This window comes from Undibacterium sp. Ji49W (assembly GCF_049340205.1).
Classification (GTDB): Bacteria; Pseudomonadota; Gammaproteobacteria; order Burkholderiales; family Burkholderiaceae_D; genus Undibacterium.
Map to the genome: position 1 here is coordinate 25962 of NZ_JBMPOW010000025.1, position 16031 is coordinate 41992.

Here is a 16031-nt window from a genome sequence, read left to right on the forward strand (position 1 = left end):
CGCCAACAGGTGAGGAAGCAGGACACAGGACTCTGGATGACACGGTTGACCCTGCACGATGAGGAACGCCAGTTTATTCATGCCCCTGTGCTTTTTCCTCTTGCTCCATTTCACGCGTCAGAAAATAGTTCAACGCTGTTCGAAGGATGGCGACAGCGCCTAGCTTTCCAAGCATGTCCCAACTGGGTGCGACGGACGTTGCGAGAATGTCGGCGCCCAACTGAAATTCCAACGCGAGCGCCATGTATCGCGCCAGTGTCTGCCTCACCGAGTTGTTGTCACGAATCTGATGCGCGACATAGGTCCGTGCGAACTCAACGAAAGAGGCCACCATCCCGATTCCGATAACGAGCGCACCCACACTCTCGACAACAAGCTTGAGCCACAAGACGCAATTGACGATAATGGCCTCAGCGCTAACGTCGAAAGGGGAAGGAACCATGATGATGCTTTTGCCCTTTTATGTAATCAGAAATTTACGCTAAGCGCCCACGATGGAAATCGCTGACGGCCTGGTTAATCTCTTCCTGGGTATTCATGACGAATGGTCCGTGTTGCACGATCGGTTGATGTAGCGGACGTCCGGCGATCAGCAGTGCACGGCAGGGTTCGGATGCCTGCAACACGATGCCATCACAATCTGCATCATTTCCGAATACCGCCATATGGCGCAAAGGTACGGTTTTCTCGCCTGTCGACAATTCGCCACGGTAGGTGAAAACAAATGCGTTAAATTCCGGCGAAAGTGCCTGGGTAAAGCGGGCGCCAGCGGGCAGATGCAGGTCAAGATACAGTGGCTGCGTTGTGTCGCGCTGAATTGCGCTTGATACGCCGTGGCTGGCACCGGCGATGACGCGGACTTTCACACCTTCTGCGGTAACAAATTCCGGAATATCAGTACTCTTGAAATCGCGGTACCACGGCACGAGCATTTTGTCTTTGGCGGGCAGATTTAGCCAGAGCTGAAAACCTTCCATGCGCCCTTCCTGTTGCTCCGGCATTTCGGAGTGAACCACGCCACGACCGGCGGTCATCCACTGCATACCTCCGCTTTCAAGCAGGCCTTCGTTCCCGGCACTGTCGCGGTGGCGCATACGCCCAGCGATCATATAGGTGGCAATTTCAAAGCCGCGATGCGGATGATCGGGAAAGCCGCCAACGTAATCTCCCGGATCATTGGAGGCAATGGCGTCGAGCATCAGGAAAGGGTCCAGTCGGTGCTGCCAATTATGGGTCAGCACTCGCGTCAACTGCACGCCGGCGCCATCGGAAGTCAACTCACCTGTCACCAGATGCTCGACAGGGCGCGGCATACGGACTATTTCCAAGTTGGGGGTAGTTTGCATGGTCACATCTCTTTAAAAAATATTAATCGCTTATAGTTAACCTGGTAACAGGTTCCGCAGATCAGCAGTGCACTTTGGATCACTCAGGCAAACAGCCATCGCTTCAAGAGCTTCGTATAGTGCGGCATAATGACGTAGATCATGAGCACAACGGTGGTTCCCGTAACAACAAAAGTAGTGAACAATCGATGGTCGGGTATGCCCAGGAGCCGCAGTGCCGGTGAGACGATCATGGGAACACCGAGGACCAGAGGATAAATCACAGACCAAGTCACCAAACTCTGCCGCCAGCGGGCGGGTACCTGAGTCTTGGCTTCCATCGGGGTAAACCAGAAATCCAGACCGCTGCGAATAAAGAAGTCGTCGTCACTGGCAAGAAGCGGTTTGACTCTTTCGATGAGCTGACTGCGAATTGGTGACTCAGTCCAGGCCCGCAGATGCGCTATGGTGTCAAACCGAACGATGACCGTGTAGGTCGAAGAGAAACCTGGAACGGGTCGGATCATCTGCCAGTCAAGACTGCCAACCGCTGAACGGCAGAGCGGCCCGATTTCTTTCATCCACTTTTCGTAGTCAGCTTGCCTGTCGTCACGCACCCGATGGGTGATGACCACCGTTGCTCCCAAGGTCTCGCCAGTGCTGGAAAATTTCGCGTTTTGGTCCATGGCGTCACTCGCGTAATGAGGCATCTAGCTTTTCTGCAACTTCCCCCTACGTTGGAGACTGAGGGGCCACCTGTCGCCAGGTGGCTCAAGTCCAGTTTTTTTGTCTGAACTTATTTCACGGCTTTCTGTGCCGCGTAATAGCTTTCAAACAACGCCCCATATGCGGGTTCGACGTGGTCGACAAAGACTTTGGCGAATTCCATTGCGTCTGGGCGATTCCAAGTGTGCATCACCTCAGTAATAGCCGCGAATGTGTCGATTGGCATTGCGCCCGCCTGCGTGACCCGGGCAATGGAGATGTCGGTTGCCATCTTCGTCCAATTACCCGAAGCATCCACGATGCAGAACACTTTGTATCCTTCTGCGAGGGCGCTCAGTGCAGGAAATACCATGCAAATGCTCGTGAGCGTGCCTGCGATGAGCAGTGTCTTCCGCTTGGTCTTCTCGACGGCTTCGACAAATGGGCGGTGATCCCACGCGTTGATCGGGCCGTTGCGCGGAACGTACACCGCGTCGGGATTGCTCTGAAGGATTTCGGGAATGCTCGGACCATTAGCACCGTCGGGAACTGATGCCGTTACAACGGTCGGGATCTTCGCGATCTTCGCTACCTTCGCAAGAGCAATTACGTTGTTACGGAGTTCCCTGTACTCCATATCACGAACCAGCTGGAACAAGCCGCTCTGATGATCAATCAGCAGCAATACAGCATCGTTGGGGTCAATCATCCACTTGTTTGTCATGTCATTTCCTTTGGTTTTAGAACTTTGTACTCCGCCTGCAGCAGCGGCGGCTTTGTTTGCCGCTGTCGCGGACGTGGTCAGCAATGTTGCTGCGCCGACTGCAGCGCCGCTAACAAGCATCTCTCTACGCTTCATGTCCGTCATGTGATTCTCCGATTGGTTGATACTTTAAAATATGCTCTATCAAGCTGCAAAGGCGCGCGCTCGACCACGACTACTAGGAATGCATTGAGGATGCCCACCGCGGTTACGGCGCTCTACCCAAGGCATGCCGGAAAAAATTGCGGCCGGAGTCCTTGCCTATGCACCCTGAAGATTGTGCTTGACCTGAATCAGAGCCAATCCCGTATGCGATGGCTGTATTTAATCAGTTGCACAATGGAAGATAAACCTACAAAATATCAATTAATTATTTGATTTTTTAAAACAATATGACCATCGACGTCGTAGTGAGCATGCGGGTCTTTACCGCAGTGGTGGATGCCGGGAGCTTTACCGGTGCAGCGGACAAACTCGATCTGTCGCGAGGCATGGCCACGCGTTATGTGGCGCAACTCGAAGAGCATTTGGGCGTTCGGCTGCTCCAGCGGACCACGCGCAAGCTCTCGCTCACGGAGGCTGGCGTTGACTATTACGAGCGTGCGATCCAGGTACTGACCATGATCGCAGAGGCCGAGAGTTCGGTAGCACAGGAAGCATCTGTTCCGCGTGGAATTTTGAGGGTCAGTTCCTCGAATGCGTTTGGTGCCCGTCATTTGGGCTTGGCGATCACAGAATACCTGCGGCAATATCCGGGTGTTCAAGTCGATGTCACACTCAACGACCGGGTGGTCGACTTGGTTGAAGAAGGTTTTGATGTCGCGATACGCGTCGCAACAAAAATTGATCCAGGACTGGTTGCTCGCAAGCTCGCGAGCTCGCGCCTCGTGGTTTGTGCCTCGCCTGGTTATTTGAAAAAGTATGGAACCCCCAAAGTGCCTGAGGACCTCGTCAACCACCACTGTCTTACCTACGCCTATGTGAGCTCACCAAACGAGTGGCGCTTCAGACGCGAAGGGGTGGAGCAAAAGATTCTGGTTTCCGGTAGTCTATCCGGCAATAGTGGCGACATCCTGCGCAGTGCCGCTGTCGAAGGTCTTGGCGTTACTCTGCAACCAGACTTTCTGATCTATGAGACGCTACGTGAACGGAAGCTGGTGCGCGTTCTCTCGGACTGGGAAACCGACGATCTCGCTGTATTTGCCGTTTATCCTAATCGCAAGTTTCTGCCACCCAAGGTGCGAAGCTTCATCGATTTTCTTGTTGAGCGTTTCGGTCCCGAGCCCTATTGGAACATTGAGTCGGGTTCCAGCTAAGTCATCGAAGCCATCGCTTGGATCTGCGAACAGCAACACAGGTTATTAACCGCAGAGGGGGAGGGCAGTCAGTTACACGCCCGATCAATCGTTCACAGGAACCCGCTGGAAGGTAGGCACCTGCAATCGCAAGCGGAACTTCTGCCACTAAGGCTGCTCCGATCCAAAAATTTCCGGGCTGCTTCCAAATACTTTTTTTCTGTTTTCTCATGAAATGGGCATCCCAGGAAATGTAATCACTTCAGACAACATATGTGTAACGTGTTTGCGTTCAGACGAATTTTCGTGGTGACTTTCCAGCACGGCGGCACATCGATGTGCTACATATTGTGCATATACTCGGCATGCCGACTCAATGTCTACAGGGGACAGGGTATCAAGATTTTCGCGGACAAAATTGGGGAGTAGCGCCATGCAAAATGTGACCACCTTAGAGTAATTATCCATTTTCACAAGCGTATTTTTTCCTGGGTTTTCCTGTAAGGATCGACGAAAACAATCATACACGCCTACATCATTTGGGTCGTAATCGTCGGGCCAATTATCACCACAAATTGCACCAATCGCGTTCAGTCGTGCAATTTCTTTAGTCAACCCAGAAATCATCAACTTTGAAATGTTGGGCGGGATGATAAACATGTAAAAGCCTCCATCTAAAATCCGATTAATTCAAAGACCTCATCCGTACCAAAAATATGCGGTGTTAACTGCATAGCCGATTCATCTATTTTCAACAGTGTCACAACTTTTTCAGACAACAAAAACAAATGTGCTTGATTTGAAAATTTTTCTTTGGAGTGCAACATTAATTTTCTTGAATATTCCACTGCAAAGCCGCGTAGCTGAAACTGCCTTTGCGGGCCATAAAAGTCTCCAAAGATACCGCCGAAAGACAGAGCAATACGTACGCTGACCGGCGGCGAATATAGTTTCATGATATTCAACGCAGTGGAAAACGCCAACTTAATTTCAGAATGCGCTGATGCAGAATCCAAGTTCTGCCAATAAGCGAGAACCTCCGCGCCAACGTGACCAGCGATAAGTCCATTCGATTTGGCAATTAAATCTATCGTGGCATATTGCTTTTCAGACAGAAATTCGACTAGTTCGGCAGGGGGCATGGTAGAGGCAAGCGTACCAAGATTTTGTATGCTAATTGATAAAACTGTACCGGAGCCATTAAATGGTTCAGTAGCAAGCCCATCGATAACACGACGGGAAGTGCCTGCCTTGAAATTAGTGAGCATGCCCATTAATCTTGGCAGCACATTTTTTGTATTTCGCATAGAAAATTCGCTTCATTCCAGCGAAATATAGTCAGTCACGTTAATCGGCCGGAAAACAGGTTCATCAGAAATCAGCAGACATTCTTAATAAGTCCAAAACAATGACAGCAAGACACAGGAGAGTATACATACCTGCTCGTTTTACCCACGCTGAAGCATTAGATTCATATTTTATCCAGCGTGCTTTTTCGCCAGAGCCAACAGGGATAGCAGGTGTTTTAAGCCATAAATAGCCAATTCCAAAAACAAAAAAACCAATAAAAATCCAGTTTGAGAAAAGACTCAACGTTGCTCCTATAAAAAAATGCAGGCTGGGCGGAAGATATTCGGTTAAACCTGGCTTTATTTTTATGCATTCGATCTACGAAAAAAATGTAGTTCGAATGGCTCGCTGTCAGTTGCGGCAGTCGTTCTTTTATCTTGAATGCACACGTGCATTATCTCAATCCAGTTTCACATAAATATATTTTTGGCCGTCATCCAGGCTGGCTGAATAGCCCTGGTCTTGTTCTATGCGGCCTACCTGTTTAAATACTTTGGCGCGCATGTCTGGGGCCAGGGGTAATTCAACGACCAGATGGCCGGTGTTTTCGTGGGGGCTGTCTGAGCGGTCGATGTCGCAGGCGAACACGCTGCCACATTGTGCGTTTTTGAAGGCGGTCAGCAAACGCCTGCTCTTGGTTCTGTCCATGATACCCAATGTCGCTTTGGGATTATCAAACCAGGCATAGGCATCTTCACCGTCTTTCTCGGCGATCAGCTTGCCGCACCATTCATCATTGGCTTTTCCTTTTGCCAAATCTGGAACGTGGGTTGATGCCTGGCGTTGTTCTTGTTTTCTTTCTTCTTCGACTGCGGCCAACAGGTCGGCATTGTCATCTGGAATACTCAGATTTGCCGGGGGCATGTCAGGATAATTAAGTCTGGCTTTTTCATATTTTTCTCTTGTCGCCAAACCCTGCTTGACCATGTAGGTTTCGGTATTTTTTGAGCCGCTATACACAATTTCCAGGTAAATATCCATCATTCCGTAGACATGTCTTTCTTTTTGCAATTCTCCGTTTCCATTGAATTCTTTTTGGATGGTTTTGCCTGATTCCAGTGTTTCAAAATGCCCTTCTCTAACCAATACGTCATTTTCATAACGGCGGACGATATTTACACCGTTGATTTCTGTTTTATCTATTCTGACTTGCATGGCTGCTTTCTAAAGTTCAATAATGGATAGTTCTGCTTGGTATCAAGTGTCTCATTGCCTAAGCTGATTCACAAGTCCGTACAAAAATTTTCTACAACTCCGGCACCCACAACAGCGCGCCTATCTTGCTGATCTGCGTTTCTGACACGCCGGCTTGCCTGGCGAAATCGGGCCAGGCTTTGAATACGGTGGCGCATTGGCGGATGATGGATTTGATTTCGCCTATGCCGTAGCGGTCTGCTTCTTGCAGCAGGTCGCTGACTTCAAAGTTGCGGAACTTGCCGTTGATGCTCATGAGGTGCTGGTGGGTCCATTCGCCGGTGGGGTTGTACGCAAAGCTGATGTCGTAGGCGGGGGCCAGTTCCCATTCGCCATGCTGGCGCAGCAGGAAAGACGTGTTCTTGGTATGGTCGTCGCAATTGCGGCCCATGGCGTTGAAGACCATGCGGCGGAAGGCTTCTACCATGGCGGTGCGTGGCAGCTTTAGAGCGAGGATGGTGATGAATAACTGGGCGTAGCTGTTGGCGGATTTCTTTTTGTAATCGAGATGGGCCATGGCGCACAGGGTTTGTATGTGGTGTTTGATGTCGTTACTCTCATTGCCCTCATTGCCCTCATTGCCTTCATTGCCTGCGCGGTCAAAGCGCTGTGTCATGAAATGGGCACGGCCATTTTCTTGCAAGAGGTGGCAATCCATCATGTGTATACCTGCCTGTTTTGCCATCAGCGAATAGGCATATTCGATGCGGCCATAGTCGGCACCGCTGCCTAGTTCATGGTCTTCGCCCATGCCATCAAATTTGAGCAGCCAGTGTTCAAAGCCGGGTGGGGCGCTGGCCTGGCCAGAGCGGATTTCGTTGGTGTCGCGGTTCCAGGCGATGACGGCTTTGGCCCGTGCGCCACCGGCAGAGGTGCCGACTTCGATAATGCTGCGCAGGGCGGCATTGCTGTGGGCGTCGTCATCGATGTGGCCGTTGACGATTTTGCGTGCTTCTTCCACCAGGTGCGACATTTCTATGGCAGAGGGTTTGATGCTGCGTGGGCCGTGGCGCGGTTTGAATTCCAGCGCGCCCATGGATCGCTTGCCCATATAGGCGAGCCGGTCCAGTGGTGTGACCTGGGCTGGGTCTATACCTTTGTCGGCCATGTAGCGGTTGATGAGGGCATTGCCAAAATCATCGGGCAAGGCATCGGCCAGCATGGCAGGCAGGCGCTTGTAGGTGGCTTCTGGCAGGTCCATGAAGATGGATACATCAGACGCACTATGTAAAGGCATGTGCAGCGGCGCCAGCTCTACACCCTTGCGGCGGAAGGCCGGGTCATACGCAAAGGCGTAATAGCCATAGGCCGGGTCCAGCGCGACTGCACCGACATACTGGCCCCAAATATGCACCTGGATGACGTCGGTTTTTTGGAAGCTGCCGTTTTTCTTGGTGGCCATGGACTGTTGTCAGGGGAACGTAAATTCAGGGTTTGCCAGCATTGGCATGGCTTGCTGGCTGTGTGCTGACACGGTGGCGGCTGGCTCTTTGCCTTGCGCTTTTGGTGTTGACCATGAGCAGTGGGTTGATGCTGGCGACCGGGGCCAGGCTTTGTATCCAGTCTATGCGACCCAGCGCCCGCAATACCTTCAGCAGGGTTTTGACGGTCGCACCTTTGCCGCCTTCCAGGTTCTTGATGGCAGTCAGACTGATGCCGGCCTGGCTGGACAGGGTTTCTCTGTCCATATTCTTTTGCAGGCGCAATTGCCGCACATGCTCACCCAGGGTGATCTCGTATTCTTCAGTATTGCTGATGATGTTCATAATAGTCTTAAATAAGTCTTTTAATATGAAATTGAAGATTAAAAGTTCTTTTTGAGTCTATTATAGATTCTTTGTACCTTATTTCAATGAAATATTATAAAGGTCTTAAATAAGACTTTTGTGATGAAATATGTAAATAAAAGACTTAAATAAGTCTTTTGTATATTATTGATATTAATTTGTCACGACTTACGCAAACTCGTCCCAGCAAGGCGCGGCGACGAAGACAGTACTTCAGTACGGCATGGAGCTGCAACGCAGCTGGGGCGAGTTTGCGTAAGTCCTGTTTATAAAAAGCATCACTCTGCCGCTACCTGCAACAGTGCTTTACGCTTTTTCTTGCTCAGGCCAGACAGGGCTTTTTGGTAGGAATAGCTGATCAGTTCACGCAAATATGCTTCGGGAAAATGCTCCACCTTGACGATGGTGACCCAGTGGAATCGCCCCATATAGCGCGCCGGTTTGACGCCGGGTGTGTCGGTCAATTCCAGGAAACGATCAGGCGACACCCGCACGCTGAAGCGCCATTGCTCTGGCTCGCTGGTCTTGAAATAGGCAAAGCTTTTGCCTTCCACGTTATACACCAGGATATTGCTGGGGGCGCCATGCAGTTTTTCTTGCGCGCCGGTGAAGGCGGCGCAATGTTTTTTCAGGGCGGCTAGTTTCATGGGGGTTTTGATTGAATTGGTGTTGTGGAATGATAAACTGCTTCTGGTTTTTTGACCGCGTGCCACACAATTTGGGTTTGCCTGTGTTTGAATAAGCAGGCAGGGGAACGCAATTGCTGTTCCCCTGACTGTGCCATACATAGCTGCTCAAAACAATTTATGCCCGGCGCAGGCTACGGTACTCCAGCGCTGCCAGCACCACAACCACCACTGCCTGGGCCAGGATGAACAAGATGCCCAGGGTGGTGGGGCTGAACCATAATTCCATCGTCAGCATACTGGCGATGACCCAGCCTGTATTGCCGGTGATAACCAGCCAGACCAATGCTGCCGGTGGCTTAGCCTGCTGGCCTATGCGGCTGGTCAGCAGCATTAATGCCGCGCAGGGAAAGAGGGCGACGCCGGCCAGTAGCACAAAATCCCTGGGCAGGCCCAATAGCTCAGACAGCAAGCCAGACGTGCTGATCAGCAACAAGCCCATGGCGACACAGGTGATGGCATCAAACATGAGGATTTTTCGTAAAGAGATACCGGCAGCGGCAGCTTGACTGGCGGTCGCATTGGTGGAGGATGTTGCGTTTGACATGGTGCTGGACATGATGGATCTCCAATTTCAGTTGTGGGGATTGCAGTGTCCCTCTGCCAGCGCAGCAAGTCGATTACCTCAGAGGTAATGGAATTCAATTGATTGCGGGCGCATAATTTGACCATCGCCAACAGGAGACAGCCGTGACCATCGCCACCAGTGCAAGCAATTCCATCACCCGCACAAGCGCCGCCACCCGCACAGGCACCGCCAATACCAGCCGTCATGACGGCAGCATCGGAGGCGTCGGATCATTGATCCGTGAATGGCGCACGCTGCGTAAATTAAGCCAGATGGATCTGGCGCTGGATATCAACATCTCGCCACGGCATTTAAGCTTTGTGGAAACCGGGCGTTCCATACCCAGTGCCGATTTGCTGATGCAGATTGCCGTACAACTTGATGTGCCCCTGCGTACCCGCAATACCTGGCTGCTGGCTGCCGGATTTGCGCCGCGCTACAGCGAACAGGGCCTGGATTCGGCACGCCTGGCGCAAGCCAGGGCAGCGGTGCAGCGCCTGCTGGATACGCATGACCCTTACCCCGGCGTGGCGTTGGACAGGCACTGGAATGTGGTCTTACATAACCAGGCAGCCGCTGGGTTGATGGGCTTGCTGCCAGATGCATTACGTACCCAGCCCATGAACATGTTCCGCGCCAGCCTGCATCCGCAAGGTTTTGCCGCTTACACTCAAAATTTTGATGAGTGGGGCAGCTACCTGCTACAGGTCTTGCAAAGGCTGATGCTGAACGCACGCGATGAAAGCATTGTCGCCCTGGTGGAAGAAATCAATACCTATCCAAACGTGCAGGCCCTGAAGCAGTCAGCACCCGGCAATGCGACGGCTGCGGCCACAGAGCCTGCCTTGCTGGTACCCTGTGTGCTGAATCTGCACGGGCAGCAATTGTCCCTGTTCACGACTCTGACCACCTTCGGCAGCCCGCGCGACATTACCCTGCATGAATTATGCGTGGAATTGTTTTATCCGTCTGACCCGCAGACGGAGGCGTTTTTGAAGGGGCGGGTTTGACAATATCGCTTGCATGGTCTGGTGCGGTAAAAACTTTGTTATGATGCTTTTTCTGACTTCATTTGTGAGGAAAAACCATCATGTATAAACTGTACGGTCTGTGCCAGTCCGGCAATGCCTATAAAGTCGCTTTGTTGCTGCAAGCCCTGAATCAGCCGTGGCAGCCTGAATTTGTGGATTTCATGAATGGTGTCTCGCGTGAAGAAACATGGCGTGAAAACAGCAATGAAATGGGCGAGGTGCCGATACTGGAAGATGGCGATTTGCGTCTGACACAATCTGGCGTCATCCTGACTTATCTGGCCGATAAACATGGCACCTATGGCGGCACGACAGCAGAAGAAAAGCGCGACATCCTGCGCTGGATCTTGTTTGATAACCACAAGTTCACCAGCTATTTTGCCAGCTACCGCTTCATGAAAGCCTTTGGTCCGGTGGCACCAGATGCGAATGTCATGGCCTGGTTGCGCCCGCGTATCGACAATGCCTTCCATATTGTTGACAAACATTTGGCCAGCCGACCCTATATGGTTGGTGACAGCCCGACGATTGCGGACATGTCCCTGTGTGCTTATTTGTTCTTCCCGGAGGAAGAGTCTGGTTACCCTGTTGCCGGTCGTTTTAATCACATTAGCGCCTGGCTGGACAGGCTGCGCGGCTTGCCGGGCTGGGCTGACCCATACGCCTTACTGCCGGGTGAACGCATTCTGCCTAAATGGTAAATTGTTGATGTCGGTGGCGTGCAGATTAAGTGATGCGCCACCAGTTTTGCTTCATGACTAAAATGATTACAACACGTGGTTACAAACATCTGACAATTAAAGCAGGGCTGCTTGCATCCCTGCTGGTATGTACCCGCGCTTTGCTGATGGCAAACCCGGCGGAATCAGCCAGTGCGCCTGGCAAGGATGCGCCGCCGAAAGAGGTGCGAATGGTGCCGAACGTCAAGCCAGTCAGTTCTTTCAATTTTCTGGAAGTGAAAGAACTGGCGGCACGCGGTTATCTGAGCGAACAACTGATGATGGCAGAGATGTACGAAACCGGGCGTGGCGTCAGGCAAGACGATGCCGAAGCCTTCAAATGGATACTGAAAGCCGCCCAGCAACGCCATGCGCCATCGCAGAATACCGTCGGCGTGAAATATGCAATGGGCACCGGCACAGCGCAAGACATGGTCAGAGCTTATATGTGGTTCACCCTGGGTGCTATGGGCGGTGAGATGTCTTCAATTGAAAATCGTTTTATTGCAGGCAGGCTGTTAAAGCAAGAACAGAAGACACAGGCTGAAGCCATGGCGGTGACGTGCTGGAACAGCAGTTTCAAGAATTGCCCCTGACTGCCAGGCGGAAAAACCGCACTGGCAGGTGGATAGGTTTGTTGACGTTGTTGGAAATCCTTCGTAGCGCCATATCGGCCTTACAGCAGTTGAGTAACGCGACCATGAAGATGAGCAGATTACGCCTGCTCATTGGTATTTTTTAAGGCTGAGACAAAGTATTCCAGTTCTTCATCGAGCGTCCCCCTGCTACGAAAAGGCCGGGCGGCCTTGCCATACCAATATTCGGCATCTTCCAGATCGCCTTCTTGAATATGCAAGATCCCGTGTAGCCACGCGCCTAGCAGAGTGCCGTCGCTTTGTACGAGATTATGCGCATCGTTCCATTTTCCTTCTTGCATATAAGCAAGGACGGTTTTCAATGTGCTCATGAAACGCTCCTGTCAGTCTGATATACATGAACCTATTCTACCTTTACGGCAGCAGGCTTTTCGCTCCTTCGTTGGCGACGACACCGTCTTCAACTGGCGACGCACCACTGGCTCCGATAGCTCCGACGATTTGCTTGTTAATTATTAATGGTACGCCACCTTCCACTGGGAACGCGCCGGGTATGCCAAGGAGGTTGAGTTTATTGTTACCTAGAATCTGATCTTCCAGAACCTTGGTCGCCGCTTTAATTCCGTTGGCTGCTCTTGCTTTTCCAATTGCTGCATCGACGGTGCCGAGGGGCGCTTGATTAGCACGTTCTAGGTAAATCAGATTTCCCCCGGAATCTACAATGGCAATAGTTAATTCTAGCTGTCTGTTATGCATTTCAGCCGAAGCAGCAAGCGCAACTTTTTTGGCAAGTTCCAAGCTTATAGGAGGGCCGTAACGATTGGCTTCGGCACCAGCACTGCCGCAAATTATGAATGCAGCCAAGCTCAAGTGAATCAATGTGTTTTTCATCGGTTTCATAGGTTTTACTTGTAAAAAAAGAGAATAAACGGCCCGAAAGAATACTTTGTGCTTCTGCCGTAGCCAGCAGGCTGGCAATAGTTAAGAAACATCATCCTGAATTCTTGTTGGGTGCCAGAAAGAAGCGCCGTGCGGCGGTGAAGTAACTATAGTTGCTAATAGCGGTCATATAAATAGTATTTTATCCGCATTATTGTTTCTAAAATCGAACAAGTGTATGGTCGATTCATGGTTTTGGGGTGACCAGCCCGAGGATTTGGCGATGTTTAAACTTGTCTTTCTGGATTTGTCTTTGGGTAATTTGAGACCCGTTGACGAACATTTTTGTGCGTATCCAACATATTTGTGCCTTCTTGTGGCAAAAAAAATTGTGACTATCATTGCGTAACGAACAAAATGTTCGTAAAGAAATAAGGGTGTGCAAAAGTACTTTCGTATGTGCCACCCGTTTCCCACATTTTCGCAGGAGTTTCAATGAGTAATTTATTCAAGAAGGAAGGCAAGAAGCCTGTTATTGCAACAAATTTGACCGGTACTTACAGGGACTTGGTTTCTGCTTTGGTGTTGCGAGTGGCGAAGGCTGTCGGGGTTGCTTCGCTAACGCTTTTTTCAGTAGCATCGCTTGCCGCTGCACCACAGATCAAGACGCAGGTTCCAGGCTGGTATCGGACCATGGTTGGTGACTTTGAGGTAACTGCGCTGTATGACGGTTATACCGATATGAAGCCCAAAGAAATGCTGAAGAATACACAGCCAGGTGAGATTGAACGCGGAATGGCACGCGCATTTCAGCAGGGGGCGGAAATTCAGACATCAGTCAACGCATTTTTGGTCAACACAGGAAAGCAATTGATCCTCGTTGACACAGGTGCCCGTGGCTTGTTCCCCGCTGCCGGTCATATTCAAGAGAATTTGAAGATGGCGGGATACGATGCGTCGCAAGTCGATCTGGTATTGATAACCCATATGCATGTTGATCACATCATGGGTCTTGTCGATGCAGAAGGAAAGCTTGCTTTCCCAAACGCGCAGGTCATGGTTGCCATGCCGGAAGCTGGATTTTGGCTCGACGACGCAGTTAAAGAAAAATTTCCAAAAGAAATGCAGCCTTTCTTCGATATGGCAAAGTCAACGGCGGCACCTTTGCAGGCCGCGGGCCGCTGGAAAATTTTTGAACCCAATTCCGACATCGCGCTTGGCGTGAAGGCGGTTGCTACTGGACACACACCAGGCCACAGCAGTTTTATGTTTGAATCCAGAGGGCAAAAATTGCTGGTAATGGGTGACATGATACACGTGGGTTCGATTCAGTTTTCCCACCCAGAGGTGGGGTTTGCCTACGATACCGATAGCGCACCAGCCATTGCTTCTCGCAAGGAATGGTTTGCTCGTGCAGCCGATGAAAAGTTCCTGCTTGCCGGCGCTCACATTGCATTTCCCGGTCTGGGCCATGTAAGAACAGAAGGCAAAGGCTACGCGGGTTACGAATGGGTGCCGCTTGAGTATTCACCTATACGCAGCGACAGATCGAAATAAAGATCAATCCTGAATCGATCTTCAGATTCGCGAGACGGCATGTCATTTCAAGACTGTATCCAAATCATCCACACAAAGAAAGAAAAGTTATGAAGCTTTATTATTCTCCCGCTGCCTGTTCACTCGCCCCGCACATTGCATTGCGTGAAGCAGGTTTAGATTTTGACCTGATAAAAGTTGATCTTGCCACCCATACGCTGGAAGACGGTACGGATTATTATGGGATCAACCCTAAGGGACCAGTACCCTTGCTGGCACTTGAAAATGGTGATGTTATTGGCGAAGTCGCTGTCATCCTGCAGTATATTGCGGATCAGGTTCCGGAAAAAAAGCTGGCACCCATCAATGGAAGTATGGAGCGCGTCCAGCTTCAGGAAGCACTGAATTTCATTGCAACGGAAATTCATAAAGGGAGCGGGCTATTCTTTAATCCGCATGCAAATGATGAAATAAAGAACTTCTATCGCAGTAAATTGCGTAACTATTACACCATTATCGATAAACAGTTAACGCCAACAGGCTGGCTGATTGGCGAGCAGTTCAGCGTTGCAGATGCTTACTTGTTCGTCATGCTTAACTTGTCCCGGTTCTTCCAGTTGAATCTTGGCGGTCTGGAGGCGATAGCGGCTTTCATGCATCGCATGCAAGGACGTCCTGGTGTTCAGGCTGCAATCAAGGCTGAGGGCTTGGCGTGATAGCTTGTTGATCCGCGGCTCGAGCATGTAGTCCTTGGCAGACTTTACCAAGGAGGATAGATATTCAAACCTCTACGGGGCGGGATGCTGAAGCATTTCCGCCCATCTGTTTTTCAGAAGTCAGTGCCTGAACACGACGCCCCCAAACAGCCTCTGTCTGTACGAAGTTTTTTTGACGGGCTATATGGAGGTCGCCTATCCGCCTTTTAATCTTGTTGTTAATTACGACACGATACTTGTCTGGTATCTACCGATGCGCTACATAAAATTTGTTTGTAGATGATCACTAGTGTCCTAACGGTTTCACATCAGGGGTTTGTAAGTCAATGATTTGTTTGCATAAAATGATGTTTTTGTCTGGTCTCGATTTGAACTTCGAGGCGCAGAATTGGAGCTTTTTGCGGATACCCGCCAAAGGCTACTATGCATCAGGGCAAACTCGTTTTCTCGCAGGTCATGACGTATTTGCCGCTGCCCACCTTTCGACGATGCGTAGCAGCCCACGGGGGCGAGTACAAGGTCAAGGTTTTTTCCTGTCTGGATCAATTCTTCGCCATGGCGTTTGCGCAGTTGACCTATCGGGAATCGTTACGTGATATCGAAGTCAAGTTGCGTGCCCAAGCCCATCGGCTGTGCCACATGGAATTTCGTTGCGCGACGATTTCCCGCAATCCGCTGGCGAATGCAAATGCCACGCGCCCCTGGCAAATCTACGCCGATCTGGCGCAACATCTGATTGCGATGGCGCGCCCGTTGTACGCCAGCGAGCCGTCTGGCGTGGACCTCTATGCAACGGTCTATGCGTTCGATGCCACTACTATCGATCTGTGTTTGTCGGTGTATCCGTGGGCAGCTTTCCGGTCTGCCTAGGCGGCCATCAA

The 16031-nt window shown here is 50.8% G+C and carries 21 protein-coding genes; 7 read left to right on the forward strand and 14 right to left on the reverse strand.

Annotation, left to right across the window (positions count from 1 at the left end; genetic code table 11):
* Positions 1 to 73: 73 nt before the first annotated feature.
* From ACO0LK_RS24290 to ACO0LK_RS24305, 4 genes are all read right to left on the reverse strand, one after another.
* Entirely contained in the window at positions 74 to 442 is a 369-nt protein-coding gene (locus ACO0LK_RS24290; RefSeq protein ID WP_422979691.1) for a DUF1622 domain-containing protein, read from the reverse strand.
* A gap of 34 nt (positions 443 to 476) precedes the next feature.
* Positions 477 to 1346: a pirin family protein gene (locus tag ACO0LK_RS24295; RefSeq protein ID WP_422979693.1), complete on the reverse strand. Its 870-nt coding sequence runs from the start codon at positions 1344 to 1346 to the stop codon at positions 477 to 479.
* Positions 1347 to 1429: 83 nt separating this feature from the next.
* The gene (locus ACO0LK_RS24300) at positions 1430 to 2011 is read right to left on the reverse strand and encodes an antibiotic biosynthesis monooxygenase (RefSeq protein ID WP_422979695.1); all 582 of its coding nucleotides are present in this window, start codon (positions 2009 to 2011) and stop codon (positions 1430 to 1432) included.
* A 110-nt stretch (positions 2012 to 2121) separates the two neighbouring features.
* The gene (locus tag ACO0LK_RS24305; RefSeq protein WP_422979842.1) at positions 2122 to 2754 is read right to left on the reverse strand and encodes an isochorismatase family protein; all 633 of its coding nucleotides are present in this window, start codon (positions 2752 to 2754) and stop codon (positions 2122 to 2124) included.
* Positions 2755 to 3185: 431 nt separating this feature from the next.
* Between ACO0LK_RS24305 and ACO0LK_RS24310 the strand changes: the two genes are divergently transcribed.
* On the forward strand, positions 3186 to 4109 hold the full coding sequence (locus ACO0LK_RS24310) for a LysR family transcriptional regulator (protein ID WP_422979697.1): 924 nt from the start codon (positions 3186 to 3188) through the stop codon (positions 4107 to 4109).
* 207 nt (positions 4110 to 4316) lie between these two features.
* Here ACO0LK_RS24310 and ACO0LK_RS24315 read toward each other — a convergent pair whose 3' ends face one another.
* From ACO0LK_RS24315 to ACO0LK_RS24350, 8 genes are all read right to left on the reverse strand, one after another.
* Positions 4317 to 4748 carry a hypothetical protein gene (locus tag ACO0LK_RS24315; protein ID WP_422979699.1) on the reverse strand — a complete coding sequence of 144 codons (432 nt, stop codon included), beginning with the start codon at positions 4746 to 4748 and terminating at the stop codon, positions 4317 to 4319.
* 14 nt (positions 4749 to 4762) lie between these two features.
* Positions 4763 to 5395 carry a hypothetical protein gene (locus ACO0LK_RS24320; RefSeq protein ID WP_422979701.1) on the reverse strand — a complete coding sequence of 211 codons (633 nt, stop codon included), beginning with the start codon at positions 5393 to 5395 and terminating at the stop codon, positions 4763 to 4765.
* Positions 5396 to 5459: 64 nt separating this feature from the next.
* Positions 5460 to 5681, reverse strand: a complete 222-nt coding sequence (locus ACO0LK_RS24325; protein WP_422979703.1) for a hypothetical protein — start codon at positions 5679 to 5681, stop codon at positions 5460 to 5462.
* Between the two features lie 156 nt (positions 5682 to 5837).
* Complete coding sequence (locus ACO0LK_RS24330; RefSeq protein WP_422979705.1) at positions 5838 to 6593, reverse strand: hypothetical protein; 756 nt, start codon at positions 6591 to 6593, stop codon at positions 5838 to 5840.
* A gap of 91 nt (positions 6594 to 6684) precedes the next feature.
* Complete coding sequence (locus ACO0LK_RS24335) at positions 6685 to 8034, reverse strand: type II toxin-antitoxin system HipA family toxin (protein ID WP_422979707.1); 1350 nt, start codon at positions 8032 to 8034, stop codon at positions 6685 to 6687.
* A gap of 25 nt (positions 8035 to 8059) precedes the next feature.
* Positions 8060 to 8398: a helix-turn-helix domain-containing protein gene (locus ACO0LK_RS24340; protein WP_422979709.1), complete on the reverse strand. Its 339-nt coding sequence runs from the start codon at positions 8396 to 8398 to the stop codon at positions 8060 to 8062.
* A 299-nt stretch (positions 8399 to 8697) separates the two neighbouring features.
* Positions 8698 to 9066: an MmcQ/YjbR family DNA-binding protein gene (locus tag ACO0LK_RS24345; protein ID WP_422979711.1), complete on the reverse strand. Its 369-nt coding sequence runs from the start codon at positions 9064 to 9066 to the stop codon at positions 8698 to 8700.
* Positions 9067 to 9223: 157 nt separating this feature from the next.
* Entirely contained in the window at positions 9224 to 9664 is a 441-nt protein-coding gene (locus ACO0LK_RS24350; RefSeq protein WP_422979713.1) for a hypothetical protein, read from the reverse strand.
* 131 nt (positions 9665 to 9795) lie between these two features.
* Between ACO0LK_RS24350 and ACO0LK_RS24355 the strand changes: the two genes are divergently transcribed.
* The 3 genes from ACO0LK_RS24355 to ACO0LK_RS24365 all read left to right on the forward strand — a co-directional run bounded on the left by ACO0LK_RS24355 (position 9796) and on the right by ACO0LK_RS24365 (position 12019).
* Positions 9796 to 10683, forward strand: coding sequence for a helix-turn-helix domain-containing protein (locus ACO0LK_RS24355; protein ID WP_422979715.1), 888 nt, complete (start codon positions 9796 to 9798; stop codon positions 10681 to 10683).
* 80 nt (positions 10684 to 10763) lie between these two features.
* Positions 10764 to 11405, forward strand: a complete 642-nt coding sequence (locus tag ACO0LK_RS24360) for a glutathione S-transferase family protein (protein ID WP_422979717.1) — start codon at positions 10764 to 10766, stop codon at positions 11403 to 11405.
* Between the two features lie 53 nt (positions 11406 to 11458).
* On the forward strand, positions 11459 to 12019 hold the full coding sequence (locus ACO0LK_RS24365; RefSeq protein ID WP_422979719.1) for a tetratricopeptide repeat protein: 561 nt from the start codon (positions 11459 to 11461) through the stop codon (positions 12017 to 12019).
* A gap of 119 nt (positions 12020 to 12138) precedes the next feature.
* Here the strand turns inward: ACO0LK_RS24365 and ACO0LK_RS24370 are convergent, their stop codons facing one another.
* The gene (locus ACO0LK_RS24370; RefSeq protein WP_422979721.1) at positions 12139 to 12390 is read right to left on the reverse strand and encodes a hypothetical protein; all 252 of its coding nucleotides are present in this window, start codon (positions 12388 to 12390) and stop codon (positions 12139 to 12141) included.
* Positions 12391 to 12433: 43 nt separating this feature from the next.
* A complete protein-coding gene (locus ACO0LK_RS24375; RefSeq protein ID WP_422979723.1) occupies positions 12434 to 12919 on the reverse strand; it encodes a GlcG/HbpS family heme-binding protein in 486 nt (161 codons plus the stop codon).
* 474 nt (positions 12920 to 13393) lie between these two features.
* On the opposite strand from ACO0LK_RS24375, the gene ACO0LK_RS24380 reads away from it, so the two are divergent.
* From ACO0LK_RS24380 to ACO0LK_RS24390, 3 genes are all read left to right on the forward strand, one after another.
* Entirely contained in the window at positions 13394 to 14455 is a 1062-nt protein-coding gene (locus ACO0LK_RS24380) for an MBL fold metallo-hydrolase (protein WP_422979725.1), read from the forward strand.
* Positions 14456 to 14544: 89 nt separating this feature from the next.
* Positions 14545 to 15150 carry a glutathione transferase GstA gene (gene gstA / locus ACO0LK_RS24385; RefSeq protein WP_422979727.1) on the forward strand — a complete coding sequence of 202 codons (606 nt, stop codon included), beginning with the start codon at positions 14545 to 14547 and terminating at the stop codon, positions 15148 to 15150.
* Positions 15151 to 15606: 456 nt separating this feature from the next.
* Positions 15607 to 16020 carry a DUF4372 domain-containing protein gene (locus tag ACO0LK_RS24390; protein WP_422979844.1) on the forward strand — a complete coding sequence of 138 codons (414 nt, stop codon included), beginning with the start codon at positions 15607 to 15609 and terminating at the stop codon, positions 16018 to 16020.
* The last annotated feature ends 11 nt before the right edge of the window (positions 16021 to 16031 follow it).